Genomic DNA, 13,797 nt, shown 5'->3' on the forward strand with positions numbered 1-13,797 from the left:
CTGCGTTTCAAAACGCGCCGACTGCATGGCGATGTTGCCGACCTGCCTGGCTACATGTAGATGGCTCTGCTGATCCGGGCGCCGAAGCCTGCATCGGGATTGGTTGCGGAGTCGCCCAACCTTTCCTGCATGACCGCCACGGCAAGGTCGCGACGTTTCGCCAGTCGGCTGCGGTCGGCGCTGGCGAGTGCATCGCCCATCTCGCTCCTGGTCAGATCGGTGCAATACGCAGGCGCTCCTGGCTGCTGGCGCCAGGAATCGGCCAGGTGGCCCGAATAAAACGCGTCGAAGCCGGTGTCGTTCACCAATGCCATCGCGACCTCGCGATCAGTGTCGCGATCAGCCGCCACGGGGATGGCGATACGGCCGGGCGCAGTGGCCGGCTGGCCTTTCTCGGCAAGCGAACCAGACCCGATCGCATTCCATGCCTTGGCGATCGGGCGGCCCAATTGCTCAGCCACCCACAGGCTCTCGACCTGGCCCGCTTCAATGGCGTCAATCTTGCTGTCACGCGCGGGGTAGTAGTTGGACGTGTCGATCAGTACGACATCACTTGAAACCTGCGCCAGCAGCGGCTTGAACTCCGGAATCCTGTTCAACGGGATCGACAGGATGATGGCATCGACATCGACCACACACTCTTGCGCAGTCACTGCGCGAGCGCCCGCGGACAGCAGTTGCAGGTCAATCGTCTCTGGCCCACGCGAGTTGGCAACCTTGACCTCATGGCCGAGCGAACTCAGCTTTTTCACCAACGTCTTGCCGATATGGCCAGTGCCGATAATGCCTAGCTTCATGATGCATTCTTCTGTGTGGAGAGCGGGGTGGTTTGCGGGGCGAGGAAGGTGCCTTTCACGCAGGAACCGCCCAGCCTGAGCGCAGCACGTCCTGCAGCGCCTGGCGGGCGTCGCTGTCCGCGTCACCGCTGGCAGCTCCTGCCCATGCGATCGCAAGCGCGGCAAGAAAGATGTCGCGGCCAGTCAACGATGCCCGCGCCTGACCGGAGCGTTGTGCAGCCTGCAGAAACACGCCTGAGGCCTCGACCACGGATTGGCAGGTCGGCATCAACACCGAACTTGGCTGGGACCATGCGGCCCGTAGCGGCTCCGGAAGACCTTCGTAGGCATTCATCCAGTTTCCCAACGCCTCGATCCATCGTTGCAGCGCACGCCCCGGGTCGTGCTCTTCTGCCCTGATGGCCATGCGTGCTTGCTCGAGGTTGGCGTAATGCGTTTCCAGTAGCGCTGCCAGCAGAGCGTCGCGGCTGGGAAAGTGCCGATACAAGGTCCCCGGGCCAACGCCTGCGCGCTTGGCAATGCTGTCCATCGACACATCGATGCCTTCCTCGGCAAAGGCGTTGCCGGCGACCTCAAGAATATGGGTCCTGTTGCGTTGGGCATCGGCGCGGGGAGGGCGTGGCTGAACGTCGGAAGACATAGGTCGGTTAGCCTGGTTCTTGATATCCGGAGTGTATCTCCATATATTTCTCGGCACAAACGGAGTGTGTCTCCCTTTTTCGGGACGCTCTGAACCGGAAGGTTTTGAGACTGCAGGCGGCGATCGACTGTCGTCGTCTCCGCCGGTTGTCACCGCCAGACGCACGCACTACAGCCGCAGATCGAGGAACGCATGAGCCACCCCAAGACGATGATCATTGGCCTGCATCTGGGCAATGGCTACGGCTCCCAGCCGGGAGCCTGGCGCATGCCGTGGGTGGATCCGACCAACTACACCAGCTTCGATGCCCGCGTGCGTCAGGCGCAGGCCGCCGAGCGTGGGAAATTCCAGTTCATTTTCCTGCCTGACGGTCCGACCGCGGTCGCCGATATCGACAACGAAGCGCCTCACTTCAACCTGGACGTGATGATGACCCTGGCTGCCGTTGCGCGCGGCACCGAGCGTATCGGTCTGGTGGCCACCGGCTCCACGACGTTCAACGAGCCGTTCAATCTGGCGCGGCAGTTCAAGGCGCTGGACATCATGAGTCACGGGCGTGCCGGCTGGAATGCGGTGACCTCCAGTGGCGAGGATGTCGCCGCAAACTACGGGCGAAAAATTCCCTCCAGCGCGGATCGTTACGCACTTGCGCACGAGTTCGTGCAACTGGTGCAGGCGTTGTGGGGCAGTTGGGGGAAGGATGCCTGGCTGCACGACCAGGCCTCTGGCCGGTTTGCCGACGCCAGGCAAATTGCGCCGATCAACCTGCAGGGCAGGTTCGTCGGCTCCCGCGGACCGCTGTATATCCCACCCTCCGAGCAGGGCCAGCCGGTGATCTTCCATGCCGGCGGCAGTCCCAATGCGTTGGAGCTGGCCGGACGCTACGCCAGTGCTGTGATCGGTGCGTGTTTCAGCATTGAAGATGCGCGCGCGCAACGCACCGCCTTCCGCAACGCCGCCAAGCAGGCCGGCCGCGACCCGGACGAGATCAAGTTCATTCCCGGGCTGATGACGACAATCGCGCAGGATCGCCGTGCGGCACTGGATCGCCGGATCGCACTGACCGCGCAGACGTTTCCTCAGCGGCTGGGTTACCTGCAACAGATGCTCGGGCTACGTCTGGATGCCACTGCACTCGAGCGGCCTCTGTCGCCCGCGCAACTGGCTGCGGCACGCCGGTCGCCGCAGGATCCTCGCTCGACAAAGGCGCTGCAGATCGCGCGGGAGGGCTGGAGCCTGCGCGACATCCTGGCCCATGGCGTCATCGACTATCACCCGGTGATTGTGGGCCCGGCGGTCGAGGCGGCCGACCACATGCAGGCCTGGTTCGAGGCAGGTGCGGCCGATGGTTTCTGGATCTCACCGGATATCAATGACGACGGCATCGATGCCTTTGTCGATGGAGTCGTGCCGATCCTGCAGCAACGCGGTCTGTTCCATCGCGATTACCAGGGCACCACGCTTCGCGACCACCTGGGCGCACCTGCCCAATACGGGCGCGATCCACGCATCACTGCGTGAGCCGCAGCACGTCACACACATCGGAAGGAGCACACATGAACATCGGCATCATTGGCGCAGGCAACATCGGTGGCACCCTGGCACGCAAATTCGTTGCAGCCGGGTATGTCGTCAAACTGGCTGGTTCAAAAGGCCCCGACAGCATTCGCGAATTGGCAGAAACGATCGGCGCCGAGCCTGTCGCCGCTGAAGAGGCGGTCAAGGACGTCGAGGTGATCGTGCTGTCCATCCCGTTCGCCAGGATCCCCGAGGTTGCGGAGCTGTTCTCTACCGTGCCCGCAGAGGTGGTGGTGATCGATACCTCGAACTACTACCCGCAGCTCGGCACCAGGATCCCGGAAGTCGACGGCGGCAAGCTGGAAAGTGTCTGGTCGAGCGAGCAGCTTGGTCGGCCCATCATCAAGGCATTCAACGCCGTGCTCGCCAGGACACTGGCTGAGCGCGGCAAGCCCGCAGGCACGCAGAACCGGATCGCCATCCCGGTGGCAGGCGACAGTCCGGCCGGCAAGGCGATCGCGCAGCAACTGCTCGACGCTGCCGGGTTCGACTCGGTCGACGCGGGAAATCTTGCAGATTCATGGCGGCAGCAGCCAGGCACGCCTGCGTATTGCACCGAACTTCCGACCGCTGAGCTGGCGTCAGCGCTCAAGGCCGCAGTGAAGGGTGATGCACCGGGTCATCGCGATGCATTGATGGCCGAGTTTTTTGGGGCCGACGCATCGCCAAGTCACGAGACGATCGTTGCGCGCAATCGGGCGGTGACCGCGCCGCGCTGAGATCCGTTTCCAGGGGATCGGAAGAACCTTCGCGAGGAGCGGGGCCTTCCCGAATGGATCCAGCCAGGTGCACATGGCACCGGTATGGTCTGCGCGCTGCAAAGGTGTCGAAGGCGATCACCTGGAAGCACTGGATGCGCGCGGCGAACATGCCTGCGCATCTCGCGGTAGCAGCCTTGCAGTCATTCACGCGCCCACCGGTGAATGACCGGCGTCAGCACGGCGGTGGCGCCGTGCTGACGAGTTGGATGTTCTGCGCCAGCCCTAGAACTTGACGGTAGAAAGCATTCCCAGCATCTCGTCGTAGCTGCCATTGGCCGCCGCATCGCGAAGAAACCTGGCGCGTTCCACGACAATCTCCTTCGGGGTGTTTTCTGCATGCAGTAGCGCCAGTGCTTCGTCGAGGAATTCGTCCAGGGGCATGGCATGTTCGTCGTTGCCTTGGCCGTACAGTTTGGTGCGAACGCCCGGAGGCACCAGCTCGATGACCTGCACGGTGCTGTCGGCCAGCTGCACACGCAAGGCTTCGGTGAACGAGTGCACCGCGGCCTTGCTGGCGCTGTAGGTCATTGCAGCCGGGAACGGCACAAAGCCCAGCGCGGAACTGACGTTGATGATGACGCTGTCGTTGTTGCCGGCAAGTTGCGGCAAGAATGCATAGGTCATGCGGATGGTGCCGAGCAGGTTGATGGCAATCGCCTCTTCGGCAGCCTGCAAGGACTCTGGCTTGAAGACGTTCTCGCTCGGCATGATGCCGGCATTGTTGATCACCACATTCAAGGCGGGGTAGCGCTCGGCCGCCACGCGGCTGGCCTGGACGATGGAGTCCGCGTCCGCAACGTCGATTTCGATTGCCTCGATGCCTGGATGCTCGGCAGTGATCTGATCCAGCAGCGCTTTCTTTCGCCCTGACACGATGACCATGTTGCCAGCCTGCTGGAGCCGCAGCGCCAGTCCGAGGCCGATGCCAGAGGTCGAGCCGGTAATGAGGATGGTGTTGCCGCTGTTCTTCATGGATGTTTCCTGGGTACGGAAGGGGTAGAATCCAAACGGACAACAGTCCGCTTGCCCTGAAACGTTGGCGGACAACTGTCCGTTTGTCAATAATTTCAGTGAGGAGCAGGGTGTGGAAAAGCCAACGCGGTCCGATGCACTGCAAAACCGCGAGCGCATCCTGTCCGTGGCGCTTGCGGAGCTGGTGCGCTCGGCCGATGTGCCACTGAGCGCAATCGCCAAGAAGGCGGGCGTCGGGCAAGGGACCTTCTACCGCCACTTCCCGACGCGGGAGGCCTTGGTGGTAGAGGTCTATCGCCATGAAATGCTGCAGGTCACCGGATTCGCCGAGCAGTTGCTGAAGACGCGTCCGCCGGAGCAGGCGCTACGCGAGTGGATGAACCGTCTGGCCGAATACGCCATTACCAAGGCGGGCCTGGCGGATGCGCTTCGGGTTGTCGCCAACGCGAAGGAGTGCGCAGGCAACGCAGGCTATGCCCCCGTGATCGCTGCCGCCCAATTGCTGCTGGATGCCAACGAGAAGGCCGGAACGATTCGTCCAGGGATCACCACGGACAAGTTTTTCCTGGCGATCGCAGGGATCTGGCAGATCGACGCCACCGAGAACTGGCAGCCACGCCTGGCCTGGCTCATGGAGACGGTGATGGAAGGATTGTGCGCGGGAGCGCCAGGACGGCCCGCAGGCGGATAGTGGCGGCAAGCGCCCGGATTCCAAGCGCGCAGCAGCGCGCATGCCGCACCCCCTAGGTCTCCAGCTTGCCTTGCTTGAGCTTTTCCCACATGTCTTCGGCTTGCCGGGGTAAGCCGCCGGTGTGACGTATCAGGCAGATCTCCATGCCGATATCCCAGTGCGTGTCGCCGGGCGCTGCATGGACCAGCAGCCCTTTGGCGAGGTCCTCTTCCACCAGTGTGCGCGGCAGCCACGCGATCCCGGCACCAGAGCGGCACATGGCCAGCAAGGTCGCTGCAAGATCGGAAGTGAGCGCAGGTGTCAGGCGCGGCTCCACATCCTTGAACGCTGGATGCCCGGCGATGATGCGGCCCAGGCCGGAATCTGCACTGTAGGACAGCAAGGGCATTGCATCGGTTGAGGCAAGCGACCAACGCGGGCTGCCGTCGCCGTTTTCCTTCGCTGCACTGAAGGGCTGGAGCACATCGTTGCCGACCACAACCCGCTCGAACTGTTCCGGGTCCAGCCCAAGACGCATCCGCGGATGATGATGGCAGAGCAGGAATTGCGCTGCCCCTTGCAGCATCAATTTTTCGCACGCCCTGAGCGTGTCGGAGACCAGCTGAAACGCACCGATACCGGTGTTTGATTCGATGCGCCTGACAAATGCCGGAAAGAACGTGAAAGAAAGAACATGGGTGGCGAGGAACGCCAACGCAGGCCGGTGTCGCCCGGCCACTTCCAGTGTTTCCTGCCGCGCAGCGTAAATACCCGAGACCAACCCGGATGCTTTGCGAACGAACGCTTCGCCGGCCGGCGTCATCAGCACTTCCTTGCGCGAGCGCGTGAACAGCGGCGTGCCCAACCATTCTTCGAGGGCATGAATGCGCCGACTGAAGGCCGGCTGGGTGACAAAGCGACGTTGTGCGGCGCGCGAGAAATTCAGGGTCTCAGCCAACGCCAAGCAGTCTTCGAGCCATGTCAGTTCCATGATGCCGATTGTGCATCAAGCGCATAAAAAAGGCATTGGCAGCGTTTGGGCGCTGGCACTTACGCTCCGACTCGAGCTTGCAACGCCTCCACAGGCAGGTTGTCCAGCAAGCGGCAATTCCGGTGGGTTCGCATGTCGACGGGAGCGGGCGATCATGCAGAAACAAAGTGGCATAAGACAGGTGCTTGGCCAACTCTACGTGCAGGTCCTGATCGCCATCGTCATTGGCGGTCTGGTGGGCTACGTGTGGCCGCATCTGGGTGTGGTCTTGCAGCCTGTTGCGGAGGGTTTCATCAAGCTCATCAAGATGCTTCTGGCACCGATCATCTTTGGAACGGTCGTGGTCGGGATCGCCAAGATGGGAAGCGTCAGAGAGGTCGGAAAAACCGGCATCAAGGCGCTGATTTATTTCGAGGTCGTGTCGACACTCGCGCTGGCGATTGGTCTTGTCGTGGTGAACATCATCCGCCCCGGCGAGGGCATGAACATCGATGCCGGTTCGATCGACAGTAGTGCGATCGGACAGTATGTCGATCGCGCAAAAGACGATGCTGGCATGATCGATTTTGTGCTGAACATCATTCCCACCACGCTGGTGGACGCCTTCGCCAAAGGCAGCATGCTGCAAGTCATCCTGGTATCGGTGTTGTTTGCAGTGGGGCTATTGCAGCTGGGCGAGCGTGGCAAGCCCCTGGTCGATCTCATCGATAACGGGCTGCAGGCACTGTTCAAGATGATCAACATGGTGATGCGACTCGCGCCACTGGGCGCCGGTGCGGGCATCGCTTTCACGATCGGCAAGTATGGCCTCGCCACCCTGTGGTCGCTGGGGCACTTGATGCTGGCCGTCTACGTGACGTCGGCACTGTTCGTGTTTGTGGTGCTGGGAGCGATCGCACGGTGGACGGGCTTTCCACTTTTGCACCTTCTCCGGTTCATCAAGGACGAAATACTTGTCACGTTCGGAACCTGTTCGACCGAAGCCGTGCTGCCGCGCATGATGATGAAGCTCGAACTGGCCGGCGTGCGCAAATCGACGGTTGGCCTGGTTCTGCCCACCGGATACACCTTCAATGCGGACGGCACCTGTATCTACCTGACCATGGCAGCCATCTTTGTGGCGCAAGCGACCAATACGCCGCTGCCGGTCTATCAACAGATTGTCTTGCTTGGGGTGTTGTTGCTGACCTCGAAAGGATCGGCTGGTGTTGCTGGCGCGGGTTTCGTTGCGTTGGCTGCAACGCTTTCCACCATCGACACGGTGCCTGTTGCAGGGCTGGTGCTTCTGCTGGGCGTCGATCGCTTCATGAACGAGGCCAGGGCGGTGGTCAACCTGATCGGCAACAGTGTCGCCACGCTTGCCATTGCCAAGTGGGATGGCGCGCTGGATCTGTCCAAGACCCGGGAAATCATGCGTCGTCAACAAGCGGGCGAGCCCATGCCTGTCGCAGCCGCTTCAACCGATCCATAACTCACATCAACCTGCGGGAGACCATCCAATGCGTATCATCGATGTCGTTGAAATCACCAAGCCGATCTCCTCGCCGATCCGTAACGCCTACATCGATTTTTCGAAGATGACCGCCAGTCTGGTGGCGGTGGTCACCGATCAGGTGCGCGACGGCCGTCGGGTCGTCGGCTACGGATTCAACTCCAATGGGCGCTATGGACAAGGCGGACTGATACGCGAGCGCTTTCGCGATCGCATCCTGGAGGCAGACAGTGCATCGCTGTGCAACGACGCCGGCGACAATCTGGATCCGTCCAGGATCTGGAAGGCGATGATGTCCAACGAAAAGCCGGGTGGTCACGGCGAGCGCTCCGTCGCAGTGGGGACGCTGGATATGGCGATCTGGGATGCGACCGCCAAGATCGCCGGCATGCCGCTGTTCCGCTATCTGGCGCAGATGAAAGGCCGGCAAGCCAATCCGCGCGTCTTCGTCTATGCAGCCGGTGGCTATTATTACCCGGGCAAGGACAACAGTGCCTTGCGCAAGGAGATGCGCGGCTATCTGGACCGTGGCTACAACGTGGTCAAGATGAAGATCGGTGGCGCGTCCATCGAGGAGGATCGCGGCCGGATCGAGTCGGTGCTTGAAGAAATCGGCAGCCAGGCCCGCTTGGCGGTGGATGCGAATGGACGCTTCGACCTGGAGACTGGCATCGCCTACGCCAAGATGCTGCGCGACTATCCGCTGTTCTGGTATGAGGAAGTCGGTGATCCGCTCGACTACGCGCTGCAAGCCGCCCTGAGCGAATTCTATCCGGGGCCGATGGCAACCGGCGAAAACCTGTTCTCGCACCAGGATGCACGCAACCTGCTGCGCTACGGCGGCATGCGCCCGGACCGCGATTACCTGCAGTTCGATTGCGCGCTGTCGTACGGCCTGGTCGAGTATCTGCGCACGCTGGAGGTGCTGGAGCAGTTCGGCTGGTCGCCCGCACGTTGCATCCCGCACGGTGGTCATCAGATGTCGCTCAACATTGCCGCAGGCCTGGGTCTGGGCGGCAATGAGAGTTACCCGGACCTGTTCCAGCCATATGGCGGGTTTCCGGATGGCGTCAAGGTCCAGGATGGACACATCGTGATGCCGGAATTGCCGGGTATCGGCTTCGAGGGCAAGTCCGACCTGATCAAGGTCATGCGTGAGCTGGCCGAATAGGACGGGATGGCATTGGCTGCGTTTCTGATGGGCGAACCACCTGCGCGGGGCGTGCCTGTGCCGACCTTCGCAGGCGCATCAGGACTATGCCCCGCCTCACCCCAGCCAGTCGGCGCAGGCGGCTGGCTTGTTCCCGTCGGCGCAACGTGTCTGCGCCTTCTGGCGCAGGCGGGTCAGGACTGCGCTGCCTGTCGGGCTCTGCTTGCTCCAGGTCTTCAGTGATGCGCCGACTTCCTCGAAGTGCTGGCGATTGTCTTTGAGATAGCCATCGGATTGCCGCGCCAGATCGCCGATCACTCGGCTTGCAAGCGTCTCGATACCTGTACCGTCCTCCGGGCTGAGCCGGACCAGCGCATCCAAATAGGTCATGCCCCGCTCAACCACGGTCCCCTGGCTACCATTCGAATCGTAGGCCTGCTTGAACCATGACAGCGCAGCCTTGGTGTCACCGCGCTGTTCGGCCAGGATACCCAGGTAGGGCATGTAGTAGGACGGTGTCTTGCTACGCGTCAACTCGGCCTGCATCAATTGCGCAGATCCCTTGTTATCGCCCACCAGCGCCAACAAGCCGGCAGCACTTGTAATCGTGGACTGACGCTCTTCATCGGTCTTGGCTTCCGTCACCGCCCACTGCACGCGCTGGTGCACGGTCTTGACCACGTCTGCAGGCAGCGGAGGTTGCGGCTTATTCATTTCCGCTCTGGTCGGCTGTCCCTGTGCCAGGCGAGCAAGGTCGATCTCGGCATACCCGGTCCGCAAACGATCAACGATGGGCAAGGTGGGATCGGCATAGGCCTGCGCCAACGCCTGATTGAACTCCCTGGACAATGCGGCACGTTTGCCCGGATCGTCGGTCGCAGAAGCAACCAGCGTGGCAGCACCACGCACCAGCACATCAAGATTGTTGCGCACCTCTGACGGGTTGGAAAACACGGTTTGCAGCAACGTGTACGTCGCCGGGCTTGCGACGGGCTTCTGCCTGGTGACAGCTACTGCCAGCAGCTGGAAGCGACGCTGCAAGGCCGGCTGTGGTGCCGCCTTCGCCAGTGCAGTCAGGGTGGCGGGCGCAGCCTTTGCATCGACCAGTTGGTCGTCCTGCAACCAGCTGTAATTGCCGAGAAGAGTCCACTCGTCCGGCTTTAGCGTTTGTGGAGCGTTGAGCGCCCGATCCAGGATCTGCTTTGTACTCGCGGTGGATTGAGCTGCAACGCGCAGGCTATCGACAAGCTGGGCGGTACTGCTGTCGCCCACCAGCCGGGTGATTTCGCTGCGATCCGGGCGTAGCAGGATGACCGTGGGATACCCCCTGACGCCGAAGCGTTCGGCCCAGGTCTGGGCTTCTTGCAGGTCTGCGTCCAGATGCACTGCCACGAATTGCCGCGTCTGCGCGATGAACCCCGGGTCCTTGAACGTGGTGGCCTTGAGCCGGTTGCACGGTGGGCACCAGATGGCGCCCCAGTACAACAGGAGTGGTTTGCCGGTGTTCCTGGCCTCTTCCAGGGCTTTCTCCACATTTCCCTCATGCCAGTTTATCGCGGGCGCCGCTGCAGGCCGCGTTGCTGCCGCGGGCGGCGCCGATGCCGCCGACGGCGTTGATCTGTCGCAGGCCGTCAGCGCTGCCAGCAACGCGGAAAGAGCGATGAGCGTGGGGGACGACGAACGAAACGACAGAGCCATGGGAAGCCTTTGCGTGATGGAGGTCAGCTGAGCGCGGTTGTCTGGAAACACCTCCACGCATGCCAATTTCTCGAAGCATCACGTCTTTCAAGTTTGCCCGGAGCGGAGGATGCGAACTGCCGTCACGCCGAACGCATCGTTAGGGACGCATGGCGGCGAGCATTGGATCCAGGCTGGAGACAGCCGGCGTTCCGCGCGTGAGGTGCAAGTTGTATAGCTGGTCCGGACCTGTCGGAGCACTGTGGTCCGGGCAGGGACAGCGTGGATCGCGCATCTGCATGGCTGATCGCGTTGATCGGACACAGGAGCGCTGAGCGAGCCCGTGCGAAGATATGCTTCGGTGTTGCTCGCTCCCCGGCCGCTTGGGTATCCAGGCGGGTTGAAAGGGATCAGGGTTGGTATCGGCGAGTTGTTTCGGGCTGTTGCCCATTAAAAACAAAGAGATAGGCCTGAAATGTTACTGATGCTCGACAACTACGACAGCTTCACCTACAACCTCGTGCAGTACCTGCAGGCGCTGGGCGCCGAGGTCACGGTGGTGCGCAACGACGCGATGAGCGTGGATCAGATCGCCGCGCTCAGGCCCGAGCGCATCGTGATCTCGCCCGGCCCGTGCACCCCGAACGAGGCCGGTATCTCGCTGCAGCTGATCGAGCAACTGGGCCAGACCACGCCGATCCTGGGCGTGTGCCTGGGGCATCAAAGCATCGGGCAGGTCTATGGCGGCGATGTGATCCGCGCCGAGAACATCATGCATGGCAAGACCTCGCCGATCCGCCATCAGGGCAAGGGCGTGTTCGCCGGCCTGCCGGACAGCTACGAGGCCACCCGCTACCACTCGCTGGTGGTGGACAAGACCACCTTGCCCGACGCGCTGGAAGTCACCGCCTGGACCGAGAATCCGGATGGCTCGATCGAAGAGATCATGGGCCTGCGCCATCGCCAGTTTCCGGTCGAAGGCGTGCAGTTCCATCCCGAGTCGATCCTGACCCAGCACGGTCAGGCCTTGCTGAAAAACTTCCTGCAGCGTTGATCGAAATGCGCAGCGCGCACGTCGCAAGGGCCGTCGCAACCTTCGTCAGTCTCGATGCAGTCTTCGGCGCCATCAATGCACCGGCGACCCATGCGCGTAATGCCTGCAATGACCTACGCGATAGCATGCGGCCGGTTTCCCGCCTCGCTTCGTTCACACCTGCATCCGGATCACGATGAGCACCGCCAGCGACAGCTTCCACTTCTACGAACCAGGCCAGGGCCACGGGCTGCGGCACGATCCGTTCAACGCCATCGTCGGTCCGCGGCCGATCGGCTGGATCGGCTCGCGCAGCGCCGAGGGCATCGCCAATCTGGCCCCTTACAGCTTCTTCAATGCGTTCAACTACGTGCCGCCGATCGTCGGTTTCGCCAGCATCGGCCGCAAGGACAGCCTGCGCAATATCGAAGCCACCGGCGAGTTCAGCTGGAACCTGGCCACGCGCCCGTTGGCCGAGGCGATGAACGCCAGTGCGGCGATGGTGCCGGCGGAGGTCGACGAGTTCGTGCTGGCCGAGTTGCAGATGGCGCCGTCGCGGCTGATCGGTGCCCCGCGCGTGGCGGCCAGTCCGGTCAGTTTCGAATGCCGGCTCAGCCAGCTGTTGCCGCTGCAGAGCGCAGCCGGGCAGGCCATCGAAACCTGGCTGGTCCTGGGAGAAGTGGTCGGCGTGCATCTGGCGCACGCGGCATTGCAGGACGGCATCTACGATCCCGCAGCCGTGCAGACGATTCTGCGCGCCGGCGGTGCCGCCGACTATTTCGAAGTGCAGGCGCAGGCGCGCTTCCGCATGCGGCGCCCGGGCCAGTGAGCGCTGCGCGCCGCGTCGCTGCAGGGCATTGCCGCCATGCGCCACTGCAGCGCCAGGATTGATCGATCCACCTCGCTGTCGCCTATCTTTCCCACGTTTTGCCACGGTCCTCGTCCATGCCCATCACCCCGCAAGAAGCCCTGCAACGCACCATCGAACACCGCGAAATCTTCCACGACGAAATGGTCGAGTTGATGCGCCAGATCATGCGTGGCGAGGTCTCGGACATGATGGTCGCCGCCATCCTCACCGGGCTGCGGGTCAAGAAGGAAACCATCGGCGAGATCGCCGGCGCAGCCACGGTGATGCGCGAGTTCTCGCGTCGCGTGGACGTGGACGATCGCCGGCATATGGTCGACATCGTCGGCACCGGCGGCGATGGCTCGCATACCTTCAACATCTCCACCTGCGCCATGTTCGTGGCCGCTGCCGGTGGTGCCAAGGTCGCCAAGCACGGCAACCGCAGCGTCTCATCCAAGTCCGGCAGTGCCGACGCGCTGGAGGCCCTGGGCGCGGCGATCGAGCTGCAGCCCGAGCAGGTTGCCGCCTCGCTGGCGCAGACCGGTATCGGCTTCATGTATGCGCCGGTGCATCATCCGGCCATGAAGGTGGTGGCGCCGGTGCGCCGCGAAATGGGCGTGCGCACCATCTTCAACATCCTCGGCCCGCTGACCAACCCGGCCGCCTCGCCGAACATCCTGATGGGCGTGTTCCATCCGGACCTGGTCGGCATCCAGGCGCGCGTGCTGCAGGAACTCGGCGCCGAGCGCGCGCTGGTGGTGTGGGGCCGCGATGGCATGGACGAGCTCTCGCTCGGTGCCGGCACCCTGGTCGGCGAGCTGCGCGATGGCCAGGTGCGCGAATACGAAGTGCATCCGGAGGATTTCGGCATCGCCATGTCGGCCAGCCGTAATCTCAAGGTGGCCGATGCCGCGCAGTCGCGCACGATGCTGCTGCAGGTGCTGGACAATGTGCCCGGCCCGGCGCTGGACATCGTTGCGCTCAATGCCGGGGCGGCGCTGTACGTGGCAGGCGTGTCCGACAGCATCGCCGACGGCGTCGTGCGTGCGCGTGCAGTCCTGGCCGATGGCTCGGCGCGTGCAAAGCTGGACGCCTATGTCGCCTTCACCCGGCAGATTGCCCCGCAGGCCTGACCCTTCCCACCGCACCGGCAGGCATGGCCTCGGCATCCTCACAATCCCGCTGG

At 62.7% G+C, this 13,797-nt stretch carries 13 protein-coding genes; 8 read left to right on the plus strand and 5 right to left on the minus strand.

Annotated features, from left to right (window positions below; genetic code table 11):
* Positions 1-50: 50 nt before the first annotated feature.
* Positions 51-797, minus strand: coding sequence for an NADPH-dependent F420 reductase (locus ABQY64_RS02690; protein WP_047127973.1), 747 nt, complete (start codon positions 795-797; stop codon positions 51-53).
* 55 nt (positions 798-852) lie between these two features.
* On the minus strand, positions 853-1,437 hold the full coding sequence (locus ABQY64_RS02695; protein WP_102583262.1) for a TetR/AcrR family transcriptional regulator: 585 nt from the start codon (positions 1,435-1,437) through the stop codon (positions 853-855).
* A gap of 192 nt (positions 1,438-1,629) precedes the next feature.
* Here ABQY64_RS02695 and ABQY64_RS02700 point away from each other — a divergent pair, with 192 nt between their 5' ends.
* Together ABQY64_RS02700 and ABQY64_RS02705 are read left to right on the plus strand one after the other, a co-directional pair.
* The gene (locus ABQY64_RS02700) at positions 1,630-2,958 is read left to right on the plus strand and encodes an NtaA/DmoA family FMN-dependent monooxygenase (RefSeq protein ID WP_349779760.1); all 1,329 of its coding nucleotides are present in this window, start codon (positions 1,630-1,632) and stop codon (positions 2,956-2,958) included.
* Positions 2,959-2,993: 35 nt separating this feature from the next.
* Positions 2,994-3,734: an NAD(P)-binding domain-containing protein gene (locus ABQY64_RS02705; RefSeq protein ID WP_349779759.1), complete on the plus strand. Its 741-nt coding sequence runs from the start codon at positions 2,994-2,996 to the stop codon at positions 3,732-3,734.
* 264 nt (positions 3,735-3,998) lie between these two features.
* Here ABQY64_RS02705 and ABQY64_RS02710 read toward each other — a convergent pair whose 3' ends face one another.
* The gene (locus ABQY64_RS02710; RefSeq protein ID WP_184631471.1) at positions 3,999-4,748 is read right to left on the minus strand and encodes an SDR family oxidoreductase; all 750 of its coding nucleotides are present in this window, start codon (positions 4,746-4,748) and stop codon (positions 3,999-4,001) included.
* 112 nt (positions 4,749-4,860) lie between these two features.
* Between ABQY64_RS02710 and ABQY64_RS02715 the strand changes: the two genes are divergently transcribed.
* Positions 4,861-5,439 (plus strand): TetR/AcrR family transcriptional regulator, encoded by a 579-nt coding sequence (locus tag ABQY64_RS02715; RefSeq protein WP_039522468.1) that lies wholly within the window; start codon positions 4,861-4,863, stop codon positions 5,437-5,439.
* A 52-nt stretch (positions 5,440-5,491) separates the two neighbouring features.
* Here the strand turns inward: ABQY64_RS02715 and ABQY64_RS02720 are convergent, their stop codons facing one another.
* Positions 5,492-6,409, minus strand: a complete 918-nt coding sequence (locus ABQY64_RS02720; protein ID WP_349779758.1) for a LysR family transcriptional regulator — start codon at positions 6,407-6,409, stop codon at positions 5,492-5,494.
* Positions 6,410-6,563: 154 nt separating this feature from the next.
* On the opposite strand from ABQY64_RS02720, the gene dctA reads away from it, so the two are divergent.
* Entirely contained in the window at positions 6,564-7,880 is a 1,317-nt protein-coding gene (dctA, locus tag ABQY64_RS02725) for a C4-dicarboxylate transporter DctA (RefSeq protein WP_349779757.1), read from the plus strand.
* A gap of 28 nt (positions 7,881-7,908) precedes the next feature.
* Entirely contained in the window at positions 7,909-9,072 is a 1,164-nt protein-coding gene (locus tag ABQY64_RS02730; RefSeq protein WP_184631475.1) for a mandelate racemase/muconate lactonizing enzyme family protein, read from the plus strand.
* A 96-nt stretch (positions 9,073-9,168) separates the two neighbouring features.
* On the opposite strand, the gene ABQY64_RS02735 is transcribed toward ABQY64_RS02730, so the two are convergent.
* On the minus strand, positions 9,169-10,749 hold the full coding sequence (locus ABQY64_RS02735; RefSeq protein ID WP_349779756.1) for a thioredoxin family protein: 1,581 nt from the start codon (positions 10,747-10,749) through the stop codon (positions 9,169-9,171).
* 454 nt (positions 10,750-11,203) lie between these two features.
* Here ABQY64_RS02735 and ABQY64_RS02740 point away from each other — a divergent pair, with 454 nt between their 5' ends.
* The 3 genes from ABQY64_RS02740 (at position 11,204) to trpD (ending at position 13,744) form a co-directional block, all read left to right on the plus strand.
* A complete protein-coding gene (locus ABQY64_RS02740) occupies positions 11,204-11,782 on the plus strand; it encodes an aminodeoxychorismate/anthranilate synthase component II (protein ID WP_039518635.1) in 579 nt (192 codons plus the stop codon).
* 175 nt (positions 11,783-11,957) lie between these two features.
* A complete protein-coding gene (locus ABQY64_RS02745; protein WP_349779755.1) occupies positions 11,958-12,590 on the plus strand; it encodes a flavin reductase family protein in 633 nt (210 codons plus the stop codon).
* Positions 12,591-12,706: 116 nt separating this feature from the next.
* Complete coding sequence (trpD, locus tag ABQY64_RS02750; protein ID WP_047127982.1) at positions 12,707-13,744, plus strand: anthranilate phosphoribosyltransferase; 1,038 nt, start codon at positions 12,707-12,709, stop codon at positions 13,742-13,744.
* Positions 13,745-13,797 lie beyond the last annotated feature (53 nt).

The sequence above is a fragment of the Xanthomonas sp. WHRI 7065 genome, assembly GCF_040203115.2.
In the GTDB taxonomy this organism is placed as follows: Bacteria; Pseudomonadota; Gammaproteobacteria; order Xanthomonadales; family Xanthomonadaceae; genus Xanthomonas; species Xanthomonas arboricola.

What these genes read in the sequence shown, in the direction of transcription:
- ABQY64_RS02705 (WP_349779759.1), top strand. Translation starts at nt 2,994, where the DNA reads ATGAACATCGGCATCATTGGCGCAGGCAACATCGGTGGCACCCTGGCA.
- ABQY64_RS02720 (WP_349779758.1), bottom strand. Translation starts at nt 6,409, where the DNA reads ATGGAACTGACATGGCTCGAAGACTGCTTGGCGTTGGCTGAGACCCTG.
- ABQY64_RS02695 (WP_102583262.1), bottom strand. Translation starts at nt 1,437, where the DNA reads ATGTCTTCCGACGTTCAGCCACGCCCTCCCCGCGCCGATGCCCAACGC.
- ABQY64_RS02730 (WP_184631475.1), top strand. Translation starts at nt 7,909, where the DNA reads ATGCGTATCATCGATGTCGTTGAAATCACCAAGCCGATCTCCTCGCCG.
- ABQY64_RS02700 (WP_349779760.1), top strand. Translation starts at nt 1,630, where the DNA reads ATGAGCCACCCCAAGACGATGATCATTGGCCTGCATCTGGGCAATGGC.
- trpD (WP_047127982.1), top strand. Translation starts at nt 12,707, where the DNA reads ATGCCCATCACCCCGCAAGAAGCCCTGCAACGCACCATCGAACACCGC.
- ABQY64_RS02745 (WP_349779755.1), top strand. Translation starts at nt 11,958, where the DNA reads ATGAGCACCGCCAGCGACAGCTTCCACTTCTACGAACCAGGCCAGGGC.
- ABQY64_RS02690 (WP_047127973.1), bottom strand. Translation starts at nt 797, where the DNA reads ATGAAGCTAGGCATTATCGGCACTGGCCATATCGGCAAGACGTTGGTG.
- dctA (WP_349779757.1), top strand. Translation starts at nt 6,564, where the DNA reads ATGCAGAAACAAAGTGGCATAAGACAGGTGCTTGGCCAACTCTACGTG.
- ABQY64_RS02710 (WP_184631471.1), bottom strand. Translation starts at nt 4,748, where the DNA reads ATGAAGAACAGCGGCAACACCATCCTCATTACCGGCTCGACCTCTGGC.
- ABQY64_RS02735 (WP_349779756.1), bottom strand. Translation starts at nt 10,749, where the DNA reads ATGGCTCTGTCGTTTCGTTCGTCGTCCCCCACGCTCATCGCTCTTTCC.
- ABQY64_RS02740 (WP_039518635.1), top strand. Translation starts at nt 11,204, where the DNA reads ATGTTACTGATGCTCGACAACTACGACAGCTTCACCTACAACCTCGTG.